At 38.2% G+C, this 15,126-nt stretch carries 21 protein-coding genes; 6 read left to right on the top strand and 15 right to left on the bottom strand.

What is annotated here, in order from left to right; translation table 11 throughout:
• Window positions 1-6: 6 nt before the first annotated feature.
• Entirely contained in the window at window positions 7-603 is a 597-nt protein-coding gene (locus AAV96_RS16640; RefSeq protein ID WP_046740116.1) for a glutathione S-transferase family protein, read from the bottom strand.
• A gap of 77 nt (window positions 604-680) precedes the next feature.
• On the opposite strand from AAV96_RS16640, the gene AAV96_RS16635 reads away from it, so the two are divergent.
• Window positions 681-1,223: a TetR/AcrR family transcriptional regulator gene (locus AAV96_RS16635; protein WP_046740115.1), complete on the top strand. Its 543-nt coding sequence runs from the start codon at window positions 681-683 to the stop codon at window positions 1,221-1,223.
• Between the two features lie 2 nt (window positions 1,224-1,225).
• Here the strand turns inward: AAV96_RS16635 and AAV96_RS16630 are convergent, their stop codons facing one another.
• From AAV96_RS16630 to AAV96_RS16585, 10 genes are all read right to left on the bottom strand, one after another.
• The gene (locus AAV96_RS16630) at window positions 1,226-1,774 is read right to left on the bottom strand and encodes a DUF5625 family protein (protein ID WP_046740114.1); all 549 of its coding nucleotides are present in this window, start codon (window positions 1,772-1,774) and stop codon (window positions 1,226-1,228) included.
• Window positions 1,775-1,869: 95 nt separating this feature from the next.
• The gene (gene lysM / locus AAV96_RS16625) at window positions 1,870-2,343 is read right to left on the bottom strand and encodes a peptidoglycan-binding protein LysM (protein WP_004676490.1); all 474 of its coding nucleotides are present in this window, start codon (window positions 2,341-2,343) and stop codon (window positions 1,870-1,872) included.
• A gap of 215 nt (window positions 2,344-2,558) precedes the next feature.
• The gene (gene acpP, locus AAV96_RS16620) at window positions 2,559-2,801 is read right to left on the bottom strand and encodes an acyl carrier protein (RefSeq protein WP_046740113.1); all 243 of its coding nucleotides are present in this window, start codon (window positions 2,799-2,801) and stop codon (window positions 2,559-2,561) included.
• 186 nt (window positions 2,802-2,987) lie between these two features.
• The gene (locus AAV96_RS16615; protein ID WP_046740112.1) at window positions 2,988-3,227 is read right to left on the bottom strand and encodes an acyl carrier protein; all 240 of its coding nucleotides are present in this window, start codon (window positions 3,225-3,227) and stop codon (window positions 2,988-2,990) included.
• 102 nt (window positions 3,228-3,329) lie between these two features.
• Window positions 3,330-3,572, bottom strand: coding sequence for an acyl carrier protein (gene acpP / locus AAV96_RS16610; RefSeq protein WP_046740111.1), 243 nt, complete (start codon window positions 3,570-3,572; stop codon window positions 3,330-3,332).
• A 185-nt stretch (window positions 3,573-3,757) separates the two neighbouring features.
• Complete coding sequence (gene acpP / locus AAV96_RS16605; protein ID WP_004655272.1) at window positions 3,758-3,994, bottom strand: acyl carrier protein; 237 nt, start codon at window positions 3,992-3,994, stop codon at window positions 3,758-3,760.
• A gap of 86 nt (window positions 3,995-4,080) precedes the next feature.
• Window positions 4,081-4,815 carry a 3-oxoacyl-ACP reductase FabG gene (fabG, locus tag AAV96_RS16600; RefSeq protein ID WP_046740110.1) on the bottom strand — a complete coding sequence of 245 codons (735 nt, stop codon included), beginning with the start codon at window positions 4,813-4,815 and terminating at the stop codon, window positions 4,081-4,083.
• On the bottom strand, window positions 4,812-5,804 hold the full coding sequence (gene fabD, locus AAV96_RS16595) for an ACP S-malonyltransferase (RefSeq protein ID WP_046740109.1): 993 nt from the start codon (window positions 5,802-5,804) through the stop codon (window positions 4,812-4,814). Before fabD ends, fabG begins: the two co-directional genes overlap by 4 nt.
• Window positions 5,805-6,001: 197 nt before the next feature.
• Window positions 6,002-6,187: a 50S ribosomal protein L32 gene (rpmF, locus tag AAV96_RS16590; RefSeq protein ID WP_004638135.1), complete on the bottom strand. Its 186-nt coding sequence runs from the start codon at window positions 6,185-6,187 to the stop codon at window positions 6,002-6,004.
• Window positions 6,188-6,265: 78 nt separating this feature from the next.
• Window positions 6,266-6,826 (bottom strand): YceD family protein, encoded by a 561-nt coding sequence (locus AAV96_RS16585; RefSeq protein WP_004663562.1) that lies wholly within the window; start codon window positions 6,824-6,826, stop codon window positions 6,266-6,268.
• 95 nt (window positions 6,827-6,921) lie between these two features.
• On the opposite strand from AAV96_RS16585, the gene AAV96_RS16580 reads away from it, so the two are divergent.
• Together AAV96_RS16580 and AAV96_RS16575 are read left to right on the top strand one after the other, a co-directional pair.
• Window positions 6,922-7,584, top strand: coding sequence for an elongation factor P hydroxylase (locus tag AAV96_RS16580; protein ID WP_046740108.1), 663 nt, complete (start codon window positions 6,922-6,924; stop codon window positions 7,582-7,584).
• Between the two features lie 91 nt (window positions 7,585-7,675).
• A complete protein-coding gene (locus tag AAV96_RS16575) occupies window positions 7,676-8,293 on the top strand; it encodes an L-threonylcarbamoyladenylate synthase (RefSeq protein WP_005217965.1) in 618 nt (205 codons plus the stop codon).
• A gap of 19 nt (window positions 8,294-8,312) precedes the next feature.
• Here AAV96_RS16575 and AAV96_RS17810 read toward each other — a convergent pair whose 3' ends face one another.
• On the bottom strand, window positions 8,313-8,768 hold the full coding sequence (locus tag AAV96_RS17810; protein WP_052750605.1) for a hypothetical protein: 456 nt from the start codon (window positions 8,766-8,768) through the stop codon (window positions 8,313-8,315).
• Between the two features lie 62 nt (window positions 8,769-8,830).
• Window positions 8,831-9,547: a GNAT family N-acetyltransferase gene (locus AAV96_RS16565; protein ID WP_046740107.1), complete on the bottom strand. Its 717-nt coding sequence runs from the start codon at window positions 9,545-9,547 to the stop codon at window positions 8,831-8,833.
• 246 nt (window positions 9,548-9,793) lie between these two features.
• On the opposite strand from AAV96_RS16565, the gene AAV96_RS16560 reads away from it, so the two are divergent.
• Genes AAV96_RS16560 through rluB form a run of 3 tightly spaced genes read left to right on the top strand, consistent with a single transcriptional unit; the run spans window position 9,794 to window position 12,175 of the window.
• On the top strand, window positions 9,794-10,588 hold the full coding sequence (locus tag AAV96_RS16560) for a segregation and condensation protein A (protein WP_046740106.1): 795 nt from the start codon (window positions 9,794-9,796) through the stop codon (window positions 10,586-10,588).
• Entirely contained in the window at window positions 10,585-11,184 is a 600-nt protein-coding gene (scpB, locus tag AAV96_RS16555) for an SMC-Scp complex subunit ScpB (RefSeq protein WP_046740105.1), read from the top strand. Before AAV96_RS16560 ends, scpB begins: the two co-directional genes overlap by 4 nt.
• A 40-nt stretch (window positions 11,185-11,224) precedes the next feature.
• Entirely contained in the window at window positions 11,225-12,175 is a 951-nt protein-coding gene (rluB, locus tag AAV96_RS16550) for a 23S rRNA pseudouridine(2605) synthase RluB (protein WP_046740104.1), read from the top strand.
• A 53-nt stretch (window positions 12,176-12,228) separates the two neighbouring features.
• On the opposite strand, the gene AAV96_RS16545 is transcribed toward rluB, so the two are convergent.
• Both AAV96_RS16545 and AAV96_RS16540 read right to left on the bottom strand, forming a co-directional pair.
• Complete coding sequence (locus AAV96_RS16545; protein WP_046740103.1) at window positions 12,229-13,962, bottom strand: ABC transporter ATP-binding protein; 1,734 nt, start codon at window positions 13,960-13,962, stop codon at window positions 12,229-12,231.
• Window positions 13,963-13,974: 12 nt separating this feature from the next.
• Window positions 13,975-15,117: an ABC transporter permease gene (locus AAV96_RS16540; RefSeq protein WP_046740102.1), complete on the bottom strand. Its 1,143-nt coding sequence runs from the start codon at window positions 15,115-15,117 to the stop codon at window positions 13,975-13,977.
• Window positions 15,118-15,126: the final 9 nt, after the last annotated feature.

Genomic DNA, 15,126 nt, shown 5'->3' with positions numbered 1-15,126 from the left:
AACCTATTATTCATCTAATTCAATAAAACGAGGCAATTGTTGAAAACGTGTTAACCAAGCCTGAACATATGGATATGGGTCTAATTCTATTTTTCCTTGATGCGCTAAAGCGATGTAAGGATAACAAGCAATATCTGCAATCGTGGCTGATTCACCAACCAACCAATTTCTTGTTTTCAAATGTTGATTTACAACTGCTAATGATGCATGTGACATTGCAGTCGCATTTTCGATATCAATATTTGGTTTTTTAATCAGATGAAATGCTCGTGCTGCCGATAAAGTAGAAGCAATTCTTTGATTGGCAAAAAACAACCACTCTAGAACATGCGTCATTGCAATTGTTTCTTGAGGAAACCAAAGCTGATGAGCATCATATGTTCTAGCGAGATAGCACAAGATTGCTTGAGAATCATGAATATGCCTCCCCTGATCTTCTAGCACAGGAATCTGCCCTAAAGGATTCAGTTTTAAAAAATGCTCTGTCTTTTGCTCTTGGTCAGCTAAATTTATAGAGACTTTTTCGTAGTCTAAATTCAGAAATGAAAGTAATAATCTGATTTTGTAACAATTTCCTGAGATTACAGTATTATAAAGTTTCATTGTCATCTTCTTTTGTGGTTATATAATTTTAATGTACCGAACGATCGGTACAAAATCAAGTGATATGAGTAATTTTTATGGATAAACCGACTTTAATTCGATCTTTATTAAGTATTTTCAGAGAATATGGTTATGAAGGCGCTTCTTTATCCAAAATTTCTGAACGGACAGGTTTAGGTAAAGCCAGTTTGTATCATCACTTTCCAAATGGAAAACAACAAATGGCACAAGATGTTTTGAGCTATTTAGAACAATGGCGCGAAAATCATATTTTTATTCACCTACAAAGTAACGCATCACCTATTGAACGTTTAGAAGCTTTGACCTATTCATTAAAGCAAGTTTATGAAAATGGCCATGTAGCGTGTATTTTGGCAGTTTTAACCTTAAGTGAAGCGCACCAAACCTTTTTGCCTCAAATTCAACCCGTATTTACAAGACTGATTGAAAGTATCTCTGTCGTTTTACAAGATGCGGGAATATCAGAAGAACAAGCTTTCGAGCGAGCACAAGATACTGTGATACGTATTCAAGGATCTTTAATCCTATCTAGAGCATTACAAAGTCCAAAACCTTTTTTACAATTAATGGATAAGCTGCCTAAACAATTATTATCTTAAGATTATTTACCACCATTACTTGCATTTAAGCTTAATGTTGTTTTGACATTTTTTAATTGATTATGTGGTTGTAAATTAACAACTTCAATCAGATGAAGATCTTGAGATAAAGAAATCCAGCCAATACTTCTGTAACTTTTATTTTTACCATCATGTCCTGTTGAACATAAAGACTGAAATTGCTGATTAAAAACAATTTCATGATTTTTTGATTTTCTTACAAGAACTTGTAAGGTTATTGGTTGACCTAATTCTTTTCTCTTCTCTACAGGAATGTTGCTATATTTTATAGTCCCATCACAATATTGGTTAAAAATATTTCCAACAACAAGATCATCAACTCGCTTTTGTGCTGATTCAAACTCAACGGTTAGGCTTAAGTGGTAAGACTTTGGTACATTTACCTTAAATTCAGTAGTTGCTAATACGCCTGTATGAGTTAAATCAATCGGCAGATTTGAAAATAATGGAGGAAATACACAAAGACCTGTCATCCACATTGCCACACTTAAAATGGGCTTTTGACATAAAGCATAAGTAAATGAATTCATTTTTTTAATATTTTAGTAATTCCAATTTTATAGATTTTATCTTTTATTTTTAAATAAAAAAGGCGCAATACGCGCCTCTTCTGTCACATTACAATTTATTCAGGGATACGTAAAACTTGTCCAGGAAAAATATCATCCGCATTTTTGAGTAATGGTCTATTCGCTTCAAAAATTTTATTGTATTGGTTTGGATCGCCATAATATTCTTTAGAAATCTTAGATAAATTATCACCTGATTTTACGGTATAGAATTTACTTTCTGGTTCAGGTACCTCAACCGTCATCTGATCATCGACCTGAGCAACGTGATCAATATTACCAACGGCAAGAACGATCTTTTCTTTATCTGCTTGGCTTTTGACTTGCCCTTTAATGATGGCTGTATCGGTATTTCCATTGTAGGTTACTGATAAACCTTCAATACCAAGACCTAAACTTTTAATCAAACCTAATAATTTATTGGCAATCTCTTGAGCTGAAGGCTCAACAGGTGTAGCTGGAGCAGGCTGAGGTTCTGCTGGTGCTGTATTTTTTTTACCGATGCCTTTAACAAAATCAAAAAGACCCATTTTTTATTTCCTCTGTAATTATTGATTAAGCATAGTCAAAACAGACTTACAATTAGTTATACCGAAAAAATAAAGCATGCGAGTTTCAATTTAACGAGGTCTTGTAAATATATGTATATGCAATAAAACTAATTTTAAGGTTTCACATTTATATATTTTTAAATATAAAAAGCCACCTTACGGCGGCTTTCAATTCGTTCAAAACTTGAAGCAATTTAAGCATTTTCTCCCACAATATTGGTCATATAATCAATTGCAGATTGAACGGTAACAATTTTCTCAGCCTCTTCGTAAGGAATTTGAATACCAAACTCTCCTTCCAAAGCCATAATAAGTTCAACTACAGCCAATGAATCAGCGCCTAAATCATCTGTAAAGGATGCATTTGGTAAAACATCTTCTTCATTTACACGAAGTTGCTCAATAATGATCTCTTTAATACGGTTTGCTATATTCATAAAATTCCCTTTTGTTGTTATGGTTTAATAAATTATTTTAAATAGCATAAACTTTATACACTCAAATAAATTATTTGCATATTTATAGTTTATTTTTTCTTGTAAAAATATTTATATAGCTATTCAAATCAAGAAGTTCTACATATAAAAAACTAACTTCCGATGACTTTTCAATCATGTAAATGATTAACCTTTATTAGTGACATAATCAACCAGTGATTGAAATGTATCTATTTTTTCCATTTCTTCATCTTGTACTTCAAAACCAAATTCCTCTTCAAGCGCCATACTAAGATCTAAGGTATCTTGACTATCAAAATGCAAATCTTCAACAAAACGAGTGCTAGGTTTCATCTCTACACCAAGACCAAACTTCTCCTCAATTACTGACCTAAGACGCTCTTCTATTGTTTTTTCAGAATTCATAGGGTTTTCCTTATATTTTAATTTTTAATATAACTATATTACTCTCTGTAATTATCAATTCATGAAATATCATCTTTCGATAAACTAAAAGTATGATGGAATTTACGTATTACCTCCTACATTCATCTCAATATAATTAATAGCATCACGCACTGTAAGAAGTTTCTCTGCATCTTCATCTGGAATTTCAATTCCAAATTCTTCTTCAAAAGCCATAATTAGTTCAACTACATCCAAAGAATCAGCACCTAAATCATCTACAAACGATGCATTAGCTACTACCTCTCCCTCGTCTACACCGAGTTGTTCAACAATAATTTGCTTAACTCGCATTTCGATACTCATAATATTTCCTTTTATTGTTATGATTTAATAAATTATTTTAAATAGCATAGATTTTATACACTTAAATATAATCATTTCATATTCAGAGTTTATTTTTTCTTGTAAAAATATGTATAAATCCACTCAATTAAAATTAAACATATAAAAAAGCCACCTTGCGGTGGCTTTTCAATCATGCAAAATGATTAACCAAGTTTTTTGGTTACATAATCAATTGCAGATTGAACAGTCGTGATTTCATTAGAATCTTCGTCTGGAATCGTGATGTCAAAATCATTTTCGAAAGACATTACAAGTTCAACCAAATCTAAAGAGTCAGCACCTAAGTCATCCATGAAAGATGCTTCGTTTTTAATCTCTTCGGCACGCATACCTAATTGTTCAGCTACAGCTTGTTTGATGCGTTGTTCGATATCGCTCACAGGAATTCTCCTCATTGCTTGTGGCGTTTTAATTTGCCACTAGTTTAATTGAATATAAAAACTTTTAAAAGTTTATACATCGCCAGTTAGGCCATGTATAGACCACCATTTACGTGTAAAACTGTACCAGTAATGTAACTAGCCTTATCGCTAGCCAGGAAACTCACTGCATCAGCAATATCTTGAGGTTCACCTAGACGACTTAAAGCTACTTGATCAGTCATTTTTTTACGAATATCTTCGCTTAACTGATCAGTCATTTCAGTGGCAATGAAACCAGGTGCAACACTGTTCACTGTAATCTGACGACTCCCCATCTCTTTGGCTAAGCTACGACTGAATGCTTCAATCCCTGCTTTTGCTGCTGAGTAGTTCGCTTGTCCAGGATTCGCAAAATGTGCAACCACTGAACTAATGTTAATAATGCGGCCAAAACGTGCTTTGGTCATACCTTTCAATACGCGCTTTGACAAGCGATATACGGCTTTCAGATGTATAGTGAGAATATCGTCCCAATCATCTTCCGACATACGAAGCAACAAGTTATCTTTGGTAATGCCTGCGTTGTTCACCAAGACCAGTACTGAACCATATTTTTGTTCAATATCTGATACAAGTGCATCAATCGCTGCACCATCACGAACATCGAGTACAGTACCTGCTCCATGTTCAGCAAAGCTTTCTGTCAGTTTTTGCGCGCCTGATTCAGAAGTTGCTGTGCCTACCACAAAATAACCGTCTTGAATGAGTTGCTGTGCAATTGCTGCGCCAATACCACGGCTTGCTCCTGTCACTAACGCAACTTTTCGTTGTTGTGTCATGCAATTTTTCCTTCTGCCACTAACACTGCGTTTAGGGCATCTTCCATACGTGCTTTGCTATCAATCGCAAATGCTTTTTCTATGTTGGGTAATCGCTTGGCAAGATTGCTGAGTACTGTACCTGGTCCACATTCAACCACATACTGTACACCTTCATCTTGAAGATATTGCATGGTACGTGTCCATTGAACTGACTGATATAACTGAGCCGTTAATGCCTGACGTAATTGAGCAACATCTGTCGCGATTTCCGCGTTGACATTTTGTATTACAGGAAGGTGGGGTAGCTCAATGGCAGTTTGTTCCAAAGCTTCAGCAAACTTTTCTGCTGCTGGTTTCATCAAGGTACAATGTGACGGAACAGAAACAGGCAATGCAATCGCTTTACCAGATTGCTCTTTTGCTTCAGCCATGACCTGCTGAACCAAAGCTGTACTGCCTGCAATCACCACCTGACCTTGCGCATTATAATTCGCCGCTTCAACCGAACCTTGACCAGCCTCAGTTGCATTCACTTTTTGGCAAAGCTCGATCACTTTCTCATCGGCTAAACCAAGAATTGCCGCCATTGCGCCTGTACCTTGAGGAACAGCACTCTGCATCAATTTTCCGCGTAAATGAACTAATTTAACCGCGTCAGCTAGAGTCATTGCCTCTGCTGCAACAAGCGCACTATATTCTCCCAAAGAATGTCCAGCCAAGTATTTCGGTGCTATACCACCTAACTCTAACCATACACGCCATAAGGCAATACTTGCCGTTAGCAAAACTGGTTGAGTATTTTCAGTTTGATCTAAACCCTCACCACTTTGGGCAATCTGCCAAAGATCAAAACCAAGTGCTGCTGATGCTTCTGCAAAGGTATCTCGAACGACACTAAACTGCTCTGCAAGCTCAGCCAGTATCCCTACTTTTTGTGAACCCTGTCCAGGAAAAACAAATGCTGTTTTTGTTGCTTGAGCAGCCTGCTCAAGTCGCTTAGTCGACATATAAAAATCCTTAAAATGGTCTATCGCCAGTTTTATCAACACTCATGATTCTACATGAGAATGACAACAGACTCTTTTCCGATGCGGCAATTTACCATTGATTAAATCGTTTTTTAATTGCGAAAAACAACAAAAAAGGGAGCTTTCGCTCCCATTTTTTTTATACTTTAAGCTAACGCTTAATGCATATAACTCAATTATTCAGCATCAGCTGCTTTAGCGAATAATTGACGACCACGGTAAATACCGTCTTTAGTCACGTGGTGACGACGATGAGTTTCACCAGTAGTTTGGTCTACAGATAATGCATTCTCGGTTAAAGCGTCATGTGAACGGCGCATGTCACGGCGAGAGCGACTTTTACGGTTTTGCTGAACGGCCATGATGGCTCCTTACAAAGATCGAAAAATGGATCAGAACAAATTCAGTTGTCTTAACTCAACATGATAACACAAATTGTGTTATGAGTTAAGTTTGCCTTTCAAACTTGCCAAAACATCAAACGGATTATCCCGCTTTTCTTCGACAACGTCCTGAACGACAGGTTGATGTTTATGCTCACAAACATCATGTTTGGGAGACAAAGGCATCAACAATAACAATTCATCTTCTAGTAATGCGAGTAAATCAATCGAAGCAGGTGTATCAATACTCCCTTTTTTCGACGATTCACTTTCACCTAAAACGATGAAATCAGCATCCTCATCCAATCGCTCTATCAGTGACTCATCATCAATTAAAGCTAAATGAAATTCTGAGACTAATTCAATTTCAACAGATCCCAAACAACGTTGGCATTCCATTGGAACTTTAGTATCAATATGTCCATCTAACCATACAATGCGATGATAGGCATCCATTGATAGCTTACAGTCTATGTTGATCAATTGATCATCAATTGAACCAACAGCTTCTCGAGCAATACGAGCAAAGCGAGACAATGGCAGTGTTCCTGACCATGTATAGCCCTGTTCAGCCCATTTAAATGGCTCGATTTGGCTTGGAAAAGTATTTGCTGACATAATTAAGGCGGCAATTCTACAAATTCATCGGTACTCTGTCAAAGATTAAGATACAATTTTGCACTTCTTTAGACAGAACTCGTGGTAACACAGCAATGCATCTGTTGCAGCCGCAACTTGAAGTAACAACTTCATCACTTGTTAGCCCCCATTCAATCACTGCTCCTATGTTAACACCAGATCAAGTGCAACGCTCATCTTGGCAAAAGTTAACAACAGAACTAGAACAGGTTGATTGGCTTATTTTACACTTTAATGATTGGTTTTCCCACCATAATGTCACGCTTGTTAAAGGTGATTTTGAACCAGAATATTTCCCAGCAATAAATCAACAGCCTGCAAAAATCCAATTTGCACATGGTTTCTTTAACAGTGCCTTACATGAAATTAGTCATTGGAGTATTTCAGGTGAAAAACGTCGCCTTTTACCTGATTTAGGTTATTGGTATGCACCCGATGGTCGTACTGCAGAACAGCAAGCTTTATTTGAACAAGTTGAAATTAAGCCTCAAGCCATTGAATGGTTATTTGCAACAGCATTTGGTCGAAAGTTTCGTGTCTCTTTAGATAACTTAACGGGTGATAGCGGCAATGGGACACAATTTAAAGATAATGTTTTTGCTCAAGTACAACGTTATTTTTCAGGTGAAGCCACTTTGCCACGAGATGCTGCACTTTTTATTCACTATATCTGTGTTTGTACCCGTAATGGCTTACCATTACAACTAAATGAATTTAAACGTGAATTACTTGATTGAATGACAAAATTAACACATCTAAGACTTGCATCTTTACTAGAACAAGTTTCATACTTAATTCAGCCATAAAGATCAGGGAGTTACAATAATAATGTTACATTTACATATTCATCCTGAAAATCCACAGGCTCGCTTAATCACACAAGCCGTTGAACGTATTCGTGCGGGTGATGTGGTGGTTTATCCAACTGATGCAGCCTATGCGATTGGTTGTCAGATTGGGAATAAAAGTGCGATGGAGCGAATAGCTCAAATTCGTGGCTTAGGTCCTAAACATCAATATGCAATTATGTGTTGTGATTTATCTGATATTGCAACTTATGCAAAAGTCGATAATGCGATGTACAGACTGCTAAAAGCCAATACCCCTGCTATTACCACATTTATTTTACCTGCTACTAGTGAAGTGCCAAAGCGCTTAATGCATCCAAAGAAAAAAACAATTGGTCTACGCATTCCAAGTAATCCTGTTGCACAAGCTTTATTACAAGAACTTGGTGAACCGTTGTTAACCAGTACATTGATCTTACCTGATCAAAAAGATCCGCTTGATGATCCTTATGATATTGAAAACCAACTAGGTAAACGTATTGATGTGTTTATTGATAGTGGTTTTGGGACTTTATCAACCACCAGTATCGTGGATTTATCTGGAGAAAATCCTGAAATTATCCGTCGTGGTGTTGGTGATGTCAGCGCTTTTGAATAAGTGCTGACATCTTACATCATTAGATATGGGGAAAGTTGGGGCATTCAGCGAGAACTTGACTCGCACTTTGTATTTTTTGATTAAAAGAATTAAAAACCGAAAATTGAACTAAAACCTTATCTTCACTTAAAAGACCATAAATTGTAGGTTTTTCTCTTTCTCTCATAGTTTGAAGAAGGTCAATAAGCTTGCAGCTTTGATATTTAAGCTGTGTTTTACTTACACCGTCATTTCCTTCATAACTTAGTAATTTCATCTCTATGATAATTTTAGGATATTGATCCATCGCATAAATATCTGCTCCCAATTTCGCAGCAGCGGGTCTGCCATCGTTATTTATACCATTCACAATCAATGAGCCCAAGTACAGTCTTAATAATTCTTTTTTCAGTGATGGATTATGCCAGATGACGAAGCCTCCAATTATGATCATAGTAACTATGAGTAATAGCCCTACAATTATTTTTCCTTTCATTCGATCTTAATTCCGCAATATCTTTTCACTTAAAAGCCCCTATTATTCATCATTCAGCTCAATTATAAATTCAAATCAGAAAGCCGTTGTTTCTGAAAACCGTGTTCATCAAAATTATCAGGACTCAGCCATTGCTGATAAGCATTTTTTAATTCCGGCCACTCATCATCAACAATCGAAAACCATGCAGTATTTCGATTTCGTCCTTTTATGATCCGATCTTGGCGAAATAAGCCTTCATACTGAAAACCGAAGCGTAAAGCGGCAGCTTTAGAAGGCGCATTACAATCATCACATTTCCATTCAATACGTCTAAAACCATGTGCAAAACATTGTTCTAGCAGTAAGAAAATTGTTTCAGTTGACGCCTTTGATTTTTTCATTTTATGTGAAAAATAAACATTACCAATCTCAATCACGCCATGCCCAAGCCTCGGATTTAATAATGCAACCCAACCTTGTATCTCTTCAGCAACTTGAATTAGAAAGTGAGTGGAATCTTTAAAGCCGAATAAGTTGTCTAATGAATCTTTTAAACTATGTTGGCTATGTGGGGCAGAATATGGCAGATAAGTCCAGCATTGCTCATCGGGTTCTATGGATACAGCTTCCCATAACTGTTCTGCGACCTGATTCGTAATTCCATCTGCCACATCAATCAACTGAACGTATTGTCCAAATAATTTTCCCTGCACGGGTGAAGCTGTCACATTTTCTTCAAGCGAAAAGCCTATCGTTTGTCCGAACTGATTCTGTTGAGTTTTTAAATAATTTTTCATAGTGACTTATTAGTTTAGAAATATGATGTTTAATGGCCGATTTAAGCATAAGATTTTTATATCATCCATATTCGCTTGTATAAGTATAGAAAATACCCTGAGAACTTTAAGGTTTTTGTAAGTGAGTAATTTATTAAATGAAGGATTTCGATTAGAATAGGCTTGCTTGTAGCATGTGTCACTTTCTTGAACACAAAAAAATCATCCTTTCATGCTTTTGAAAATTCGCGTGGCTTATAAACGGTAATGAATCAAATTCTTCCTTCGACCTTGGAATTAATTCCTTCCATTCGCGTGCTTGACGAGTGGCAAGAAGTCATACCTGAAGATTTGTACATTCCACCTGCCGCATTTGAAATTTTACTGGAGCAGTTTGAAGGACCATTAGACTTTCTGATTTATTTGATTCAGAAAAATGGCTTTGATCTTTTACAACTCGATATCTCTCCAATCGCAACACAGTATCTATCCTACATGGATAGTATGAAGTCTTTGAATATCGAATTAACTGCAGATTATATGGTTATGGCAGCACTACTCGCTGATTTGAAATCGCGGTTATTGCTTCCAAAACCAACTATAGTTGATCAATTTGAAAAAGATCCTAAACAAGAATTGATTGATCGTTTAGAAACATACCTCCGTATTAAGCAAGCAGCTGAACGATTGGGGCAAATGCCAATCTTTGAAAGAGATACTTTTAGTGCAAATGTAAGTATTGGACATATTGCTCCAATTTATGAAGGTTATGATGTCGATGCCTTACGTGACGCACTATTTTGTGTGTTTAATCGTCCAGAACCGATCACACATATTGTTGCGCAGGAACCAGTACTGCTCGAAGAACGTATAGCATTTATTCAAAGCCAACTTGTATCAGGTCAAGCATTAAGCTTTATGGAATTATTAAATCCTATGCAAGGTCGTATGGGGATGGTGGTGACTTTTATGGCAGTGCTTGAACTCACACGCCAGCAAAAAATTCAAATCATCCATACAGGTATTGAAGCTCCTTTAACAGTTCAAGGTATTGCAGCATGAGTTTAGATCCATTTGACACCAATGAAGGAATGTCACTTGAAGATATTCATCACGATGTCTTATTACAGATTGAAGCAATTTTGTTCGCTAGTGACTCACCAGTTTCACTTGCACGACTAAAAGAAGCATTTCAAAACCAATATAATAAACAACAATTACGTCATTTTTTGCAGCAACTTGCGATGTTGCAACATGGCCGTTCAATTGAGTTAATTGAGACGGCTCAAGGGTTCCGTTTTCAGGTGCGAGCAAAGTATCGCAATATTATTGCGCAGGTTTGGCCAGAACGCCCAACTAAATTATCGCCCTCGCTACTCGAAACAGTCGCAGTGATTGCGTACCATCAGCCTGTTACACGTGCTGATATTGAACAGATTCGTGGTGTATCGAATAATAGTCATATCTTGAGAAACTTATTTGACTGGAACTGGATCAAAGAATCTGGTTTTAGAGATTTACCTGGAAGACCTGCGTTGTTAGTCACAACGCCCCAATTTTTAAATGCATTTGGTTTAGCTTCGCTAGGTCAATTGCCTCCCCTGCAGAACGCCAAGGAAGCATTCATGACACTCGATGCACATGCACCGAAGTCCTGAGAGGTGAACTGTTGATCATTATGTCTAAGGTTGTGCTGTCATGAGTGAAAAATTACAAAAGGTTTTAGCGAGAGTCGGGTTAGGCTCACGTCGCTATATGGAGGAAGTCATTGCTGCTGGTCGCGTCAGTATCAATGGGAAAATTGCTCAAGTGGGTGAACGTATTGAACCTACAGATGAACTCCGTATCGATGGCCGTAAAGTTCAGTTTCAGGTTGAAGATGAAATTCGCCGCCGTGTTCTCATTTACTATAAACCAGAGGGTGAAATTTGCTCACGCAATGATCCTGAGAAACGTCCAACTGTATTTGATCATTTGCCTCAAATCGCAAATGACCGTTGGGTAATGGTAGGGCGTCTGGATATTAACAGTACTGGTTTATTGTTATTCACGAATGATGGTGAACTTGCTAACCGTTTAATGCACCCTTCAAACGAAGTTGAGCGTGAATATGCGGTACGTGTGATGGGTGAAGTCACGCCACAAATTCGCAATAACATGCTGAAAGGTGTTGAGCTTGAAGATGGTCCAGCCAAATTCGAATCATTCTCTGAAATTGGCGGTGAAGGTATCAACCGTTGGTATCAAGTTGTGGTTAAAGAAGGTCGTAACCGCGAAGTACGTCGTATCTTTGAATCACAAAGCTTAAAAGTAAGTCGCTTATTACGTACCCGTTATGGCACGGTAATTCTACCACGTGAGTTACGTACAGGCCGTTGGATGGAATTGGATAAAACAGATATCGACAATTTAGCGAAATCAGTTGAATTAAAACCACGTCAAGGTACTGGCTTATTCGGTATGGCGAAACGTCGTACAGAAAAAATGGCAGAAAAACCATTGGCTGCACGTCGTGGTGGTTATTTACGTCAGCAACGTCGTGATGATGAACAAGATCAACCACAGCAACAGCAACGCCCAAGCAGTAATGGCAACAATAACAATGGTCGTAAAACCATTGGTTTTAATAAAGGCTTTAAGAAGTTCTAATTCTTGGCTTTAAAGTAAAAAAACGCTCTAATTAGAGCGTTTTTTTATTGGCTTCAAGCTTGCTGAACAATGCCTTTCGGGATCGCATTCAGCAGTTTCTTGGTATATTCATGTTGTGGATGTAAATACAACTCATCCGAATTGGCAATTTCAACCAATTCCCCATGATTCATCACCATCACTTGGTCTGAAATATATTTCACTACGGATAAATCATGCGAAATAAAGATATAACTCAGACCAAATTCATCCTGTAGATCCTGCAATAAATTCAATACTTGCGCCTGCACCGAAACATCTAAGGCAGAAACGGATTCATCACAAATCAAAATCTCTGGTTTTAAAGTCAAGCAACGTGCAATCGCAATCCGTTGTCGCTGCCCACCTGAAAACTCATGCGGATAACGATCATAAGCTTGTATTGGTAAGCTCACCCTTTCCAATAGCTCGAGTGCAATTTTCTTGCGTTCAGCATCATTCTGTCCAATGCCATGAATTCGCATCGGCTCTAATAAAATCTGCCCGATGGTAAAGCGCGGATTGAGTGAAGCGTATGGATTCTGGAAAATAATTTGAATCTTACGCTGATACCGTGAAAATTCTTTCTCAGTCATGGCAAGAATATCTTTGCCACCAATCAAAGCTTGCCCACCTGTCGCCTCATGCAAACGCATTAACAATAGACCAATGGTGGTTTTCCCAGAACCAGACTCTCCAACCAAACCTAAAGTCTTGCCTTTAGCCAATTGGAAGGACACGCCTTTTACGGCCTGAAATTCATCCCGGCCCCATAGTCCTTTACGACTATAAAACGATTTTTTCAGATTTTTGACTTCTAAAACAATGGCTTCTTCACCAGTGAGTCCTCGCGACCGTTGTTTCAGATTTAATTCGGACAAATTGGTTGCTTCAATCAGTTGTCCATTTTCGTCCTGCTTCATAAAATCACTGGTCACAGGTAAACGGTATGGACGTGTTGAAAGCTGCGGACGACAATGCAGCAAGGCACGGGTGTACACATCTTTCGGTTGTTCCAGCACTTGCTCAACAGCGCCAGATTCACGGATTTCACCATAGCGCATCACAATCACTTCATCAGAAATTTCGCCAACCAGTGCTAAATCATGGGTAATGAACAGCATCGACATTTCATGGCGTTGTCGTAGTGATTCCAACAAATCAATGATTTGCTTTTGAATGGTGACATCTAAAGCCGTGGTTGGTTCATCCGCAATCAATAATTTTGGTTCACAGGCGATTGCCATGGCAATCATAACCCGTTGCTGCTGACCACCAGAAAGCTCACTTGGATAAGCATCTATTTTTGTTTCAGGTGCAGGAATACCGACTTCTCGAAGTAACTCAAGCACTCGTACTCTGGCCTGCTTGCGTCCCATACCTAAATGAATGCACAGCACTTCGGCAATCTGATCACCCACGGTAAATACAGGGTTCAATGAAGACATCGGCTCTTGGAAAATCATGGCAATTTCCTTACCACAGATTTTCCGAATCTCTTTTGCAGATAAATTCAGTAAATCCTTACCCTCAAAAGTAATACGACTTTGCGTTGCAATTTGACTTTGTTCTTTCGGTAATAAACCCATCACCGCCAAGGAAGTGACAGATTTACCACTGCCTGACTCACCGACCAAAGCCACGGTTTTATTTTTAGGAATTGAAAATGAAATTCCTTTAACCGTTTCGATCCATTGTTTATTTTCGCCTTTAAAGCTGACCCGAAGATCTTCTACTTGTAATAGCGGTGTTTCATTTTGATGTTGCATATTTTCTCTCCGCTATTTCAACTTAGGATCTAAGGCATCACGCAATGCATCGGTAAACATGGAAAATGCTGTGACCAAAATAGCCATGGCGATTGATGCCGCTGCCAATTGCCACCATTTGCCCAAAATCAATTCACTTTGCGCCTCATTCAGCATACTGCCCCATGACACCACCCCAACAGGAACACCAAAACCAAGGAAGCTTAGAATGACTTCCGATTTGATAAATGACACCACCAAAATTGAAATTTGAACTAGCGCGATATGACTGACATTCGGGAAAATATGTACAAACATTCGACGTAAATGACTGACACCAATCGCCTTCGCTGCAAGTACATATTCACGCGATTTATGTTTCATGTATTCGGCACGAATCAAACGGAATACCCCAGTCCAACCGGTTAAACCTAAAATCAAGACAATCGACAGAATCCCTTTTTGTTGTAGTACTGCAGCAATGGCCAATACCAATAACAGATAAGGAATCGAGGTAAAAATGTTATAGAACCAGTTTAGAACATCATCAACCCAACCACCGAAATAACCCGCAATTGCACCTAAGAAAGTACCAATCACTACAGCCAATAAAGCGGATAACAAACCGACCAGAATTGAGGTTTCAGCACCTTTAATGGTTTTGAGCAGGACATCTTGCCCCCACTTATCTGCCCCAAAAGGCAACGTGGTTTTTAACTCTTGTTTTTGATCAAGTAGATGCCCACCAAGCTGTTGATCGATTTGCTGCATATCCTCTGCCAAAGGATCAACCACACCATAATTATCAATGACTGAGCCACCTTGTTGTTCAGCCTGAATTTCGGTATTGAGCTGTTGAATCACATCTTTCAATGGATCAACTGGATTTGCAGGTAATGCCTCTATCTTCTGGCTACTTTCTTTAATTTGATCTGACGCAGTATCAGCCCCTAAAAATGTCGGTGGCGCGTAGCTGACTGCAACTTCTTTATTCCAATTAGAAGCAATCACGCCTGTCATCGATAACGCGAGCAGTATGAAATAAAACAGAACCACCAAGAAAGAAACCACGGCGATTCGATCTGATTTCAATCGATTCAAGGCCAAATGCCAGAGTCCTGTTGACGCAGATGATTCATTTGAGAAGGTTTTGCCTTTAAAAATTGTACTTAGCATCGTCATCCC

It is taken from the genome of Acinetobacter sp. AG1 (assembly GCF_001005525.1).
Classification (GTDB): domain Bacteria; phylum Pseudomonadota; class Gammaproteobacteria; order Pseudomonadales; family Moraxellaceae; genus Acinetobacter; species Acinetobacter modestus.
Note: the sequence above shows the minus strand (reverse complement) of the source record. Positions and strands in the feature narration are given on the sequence as shown.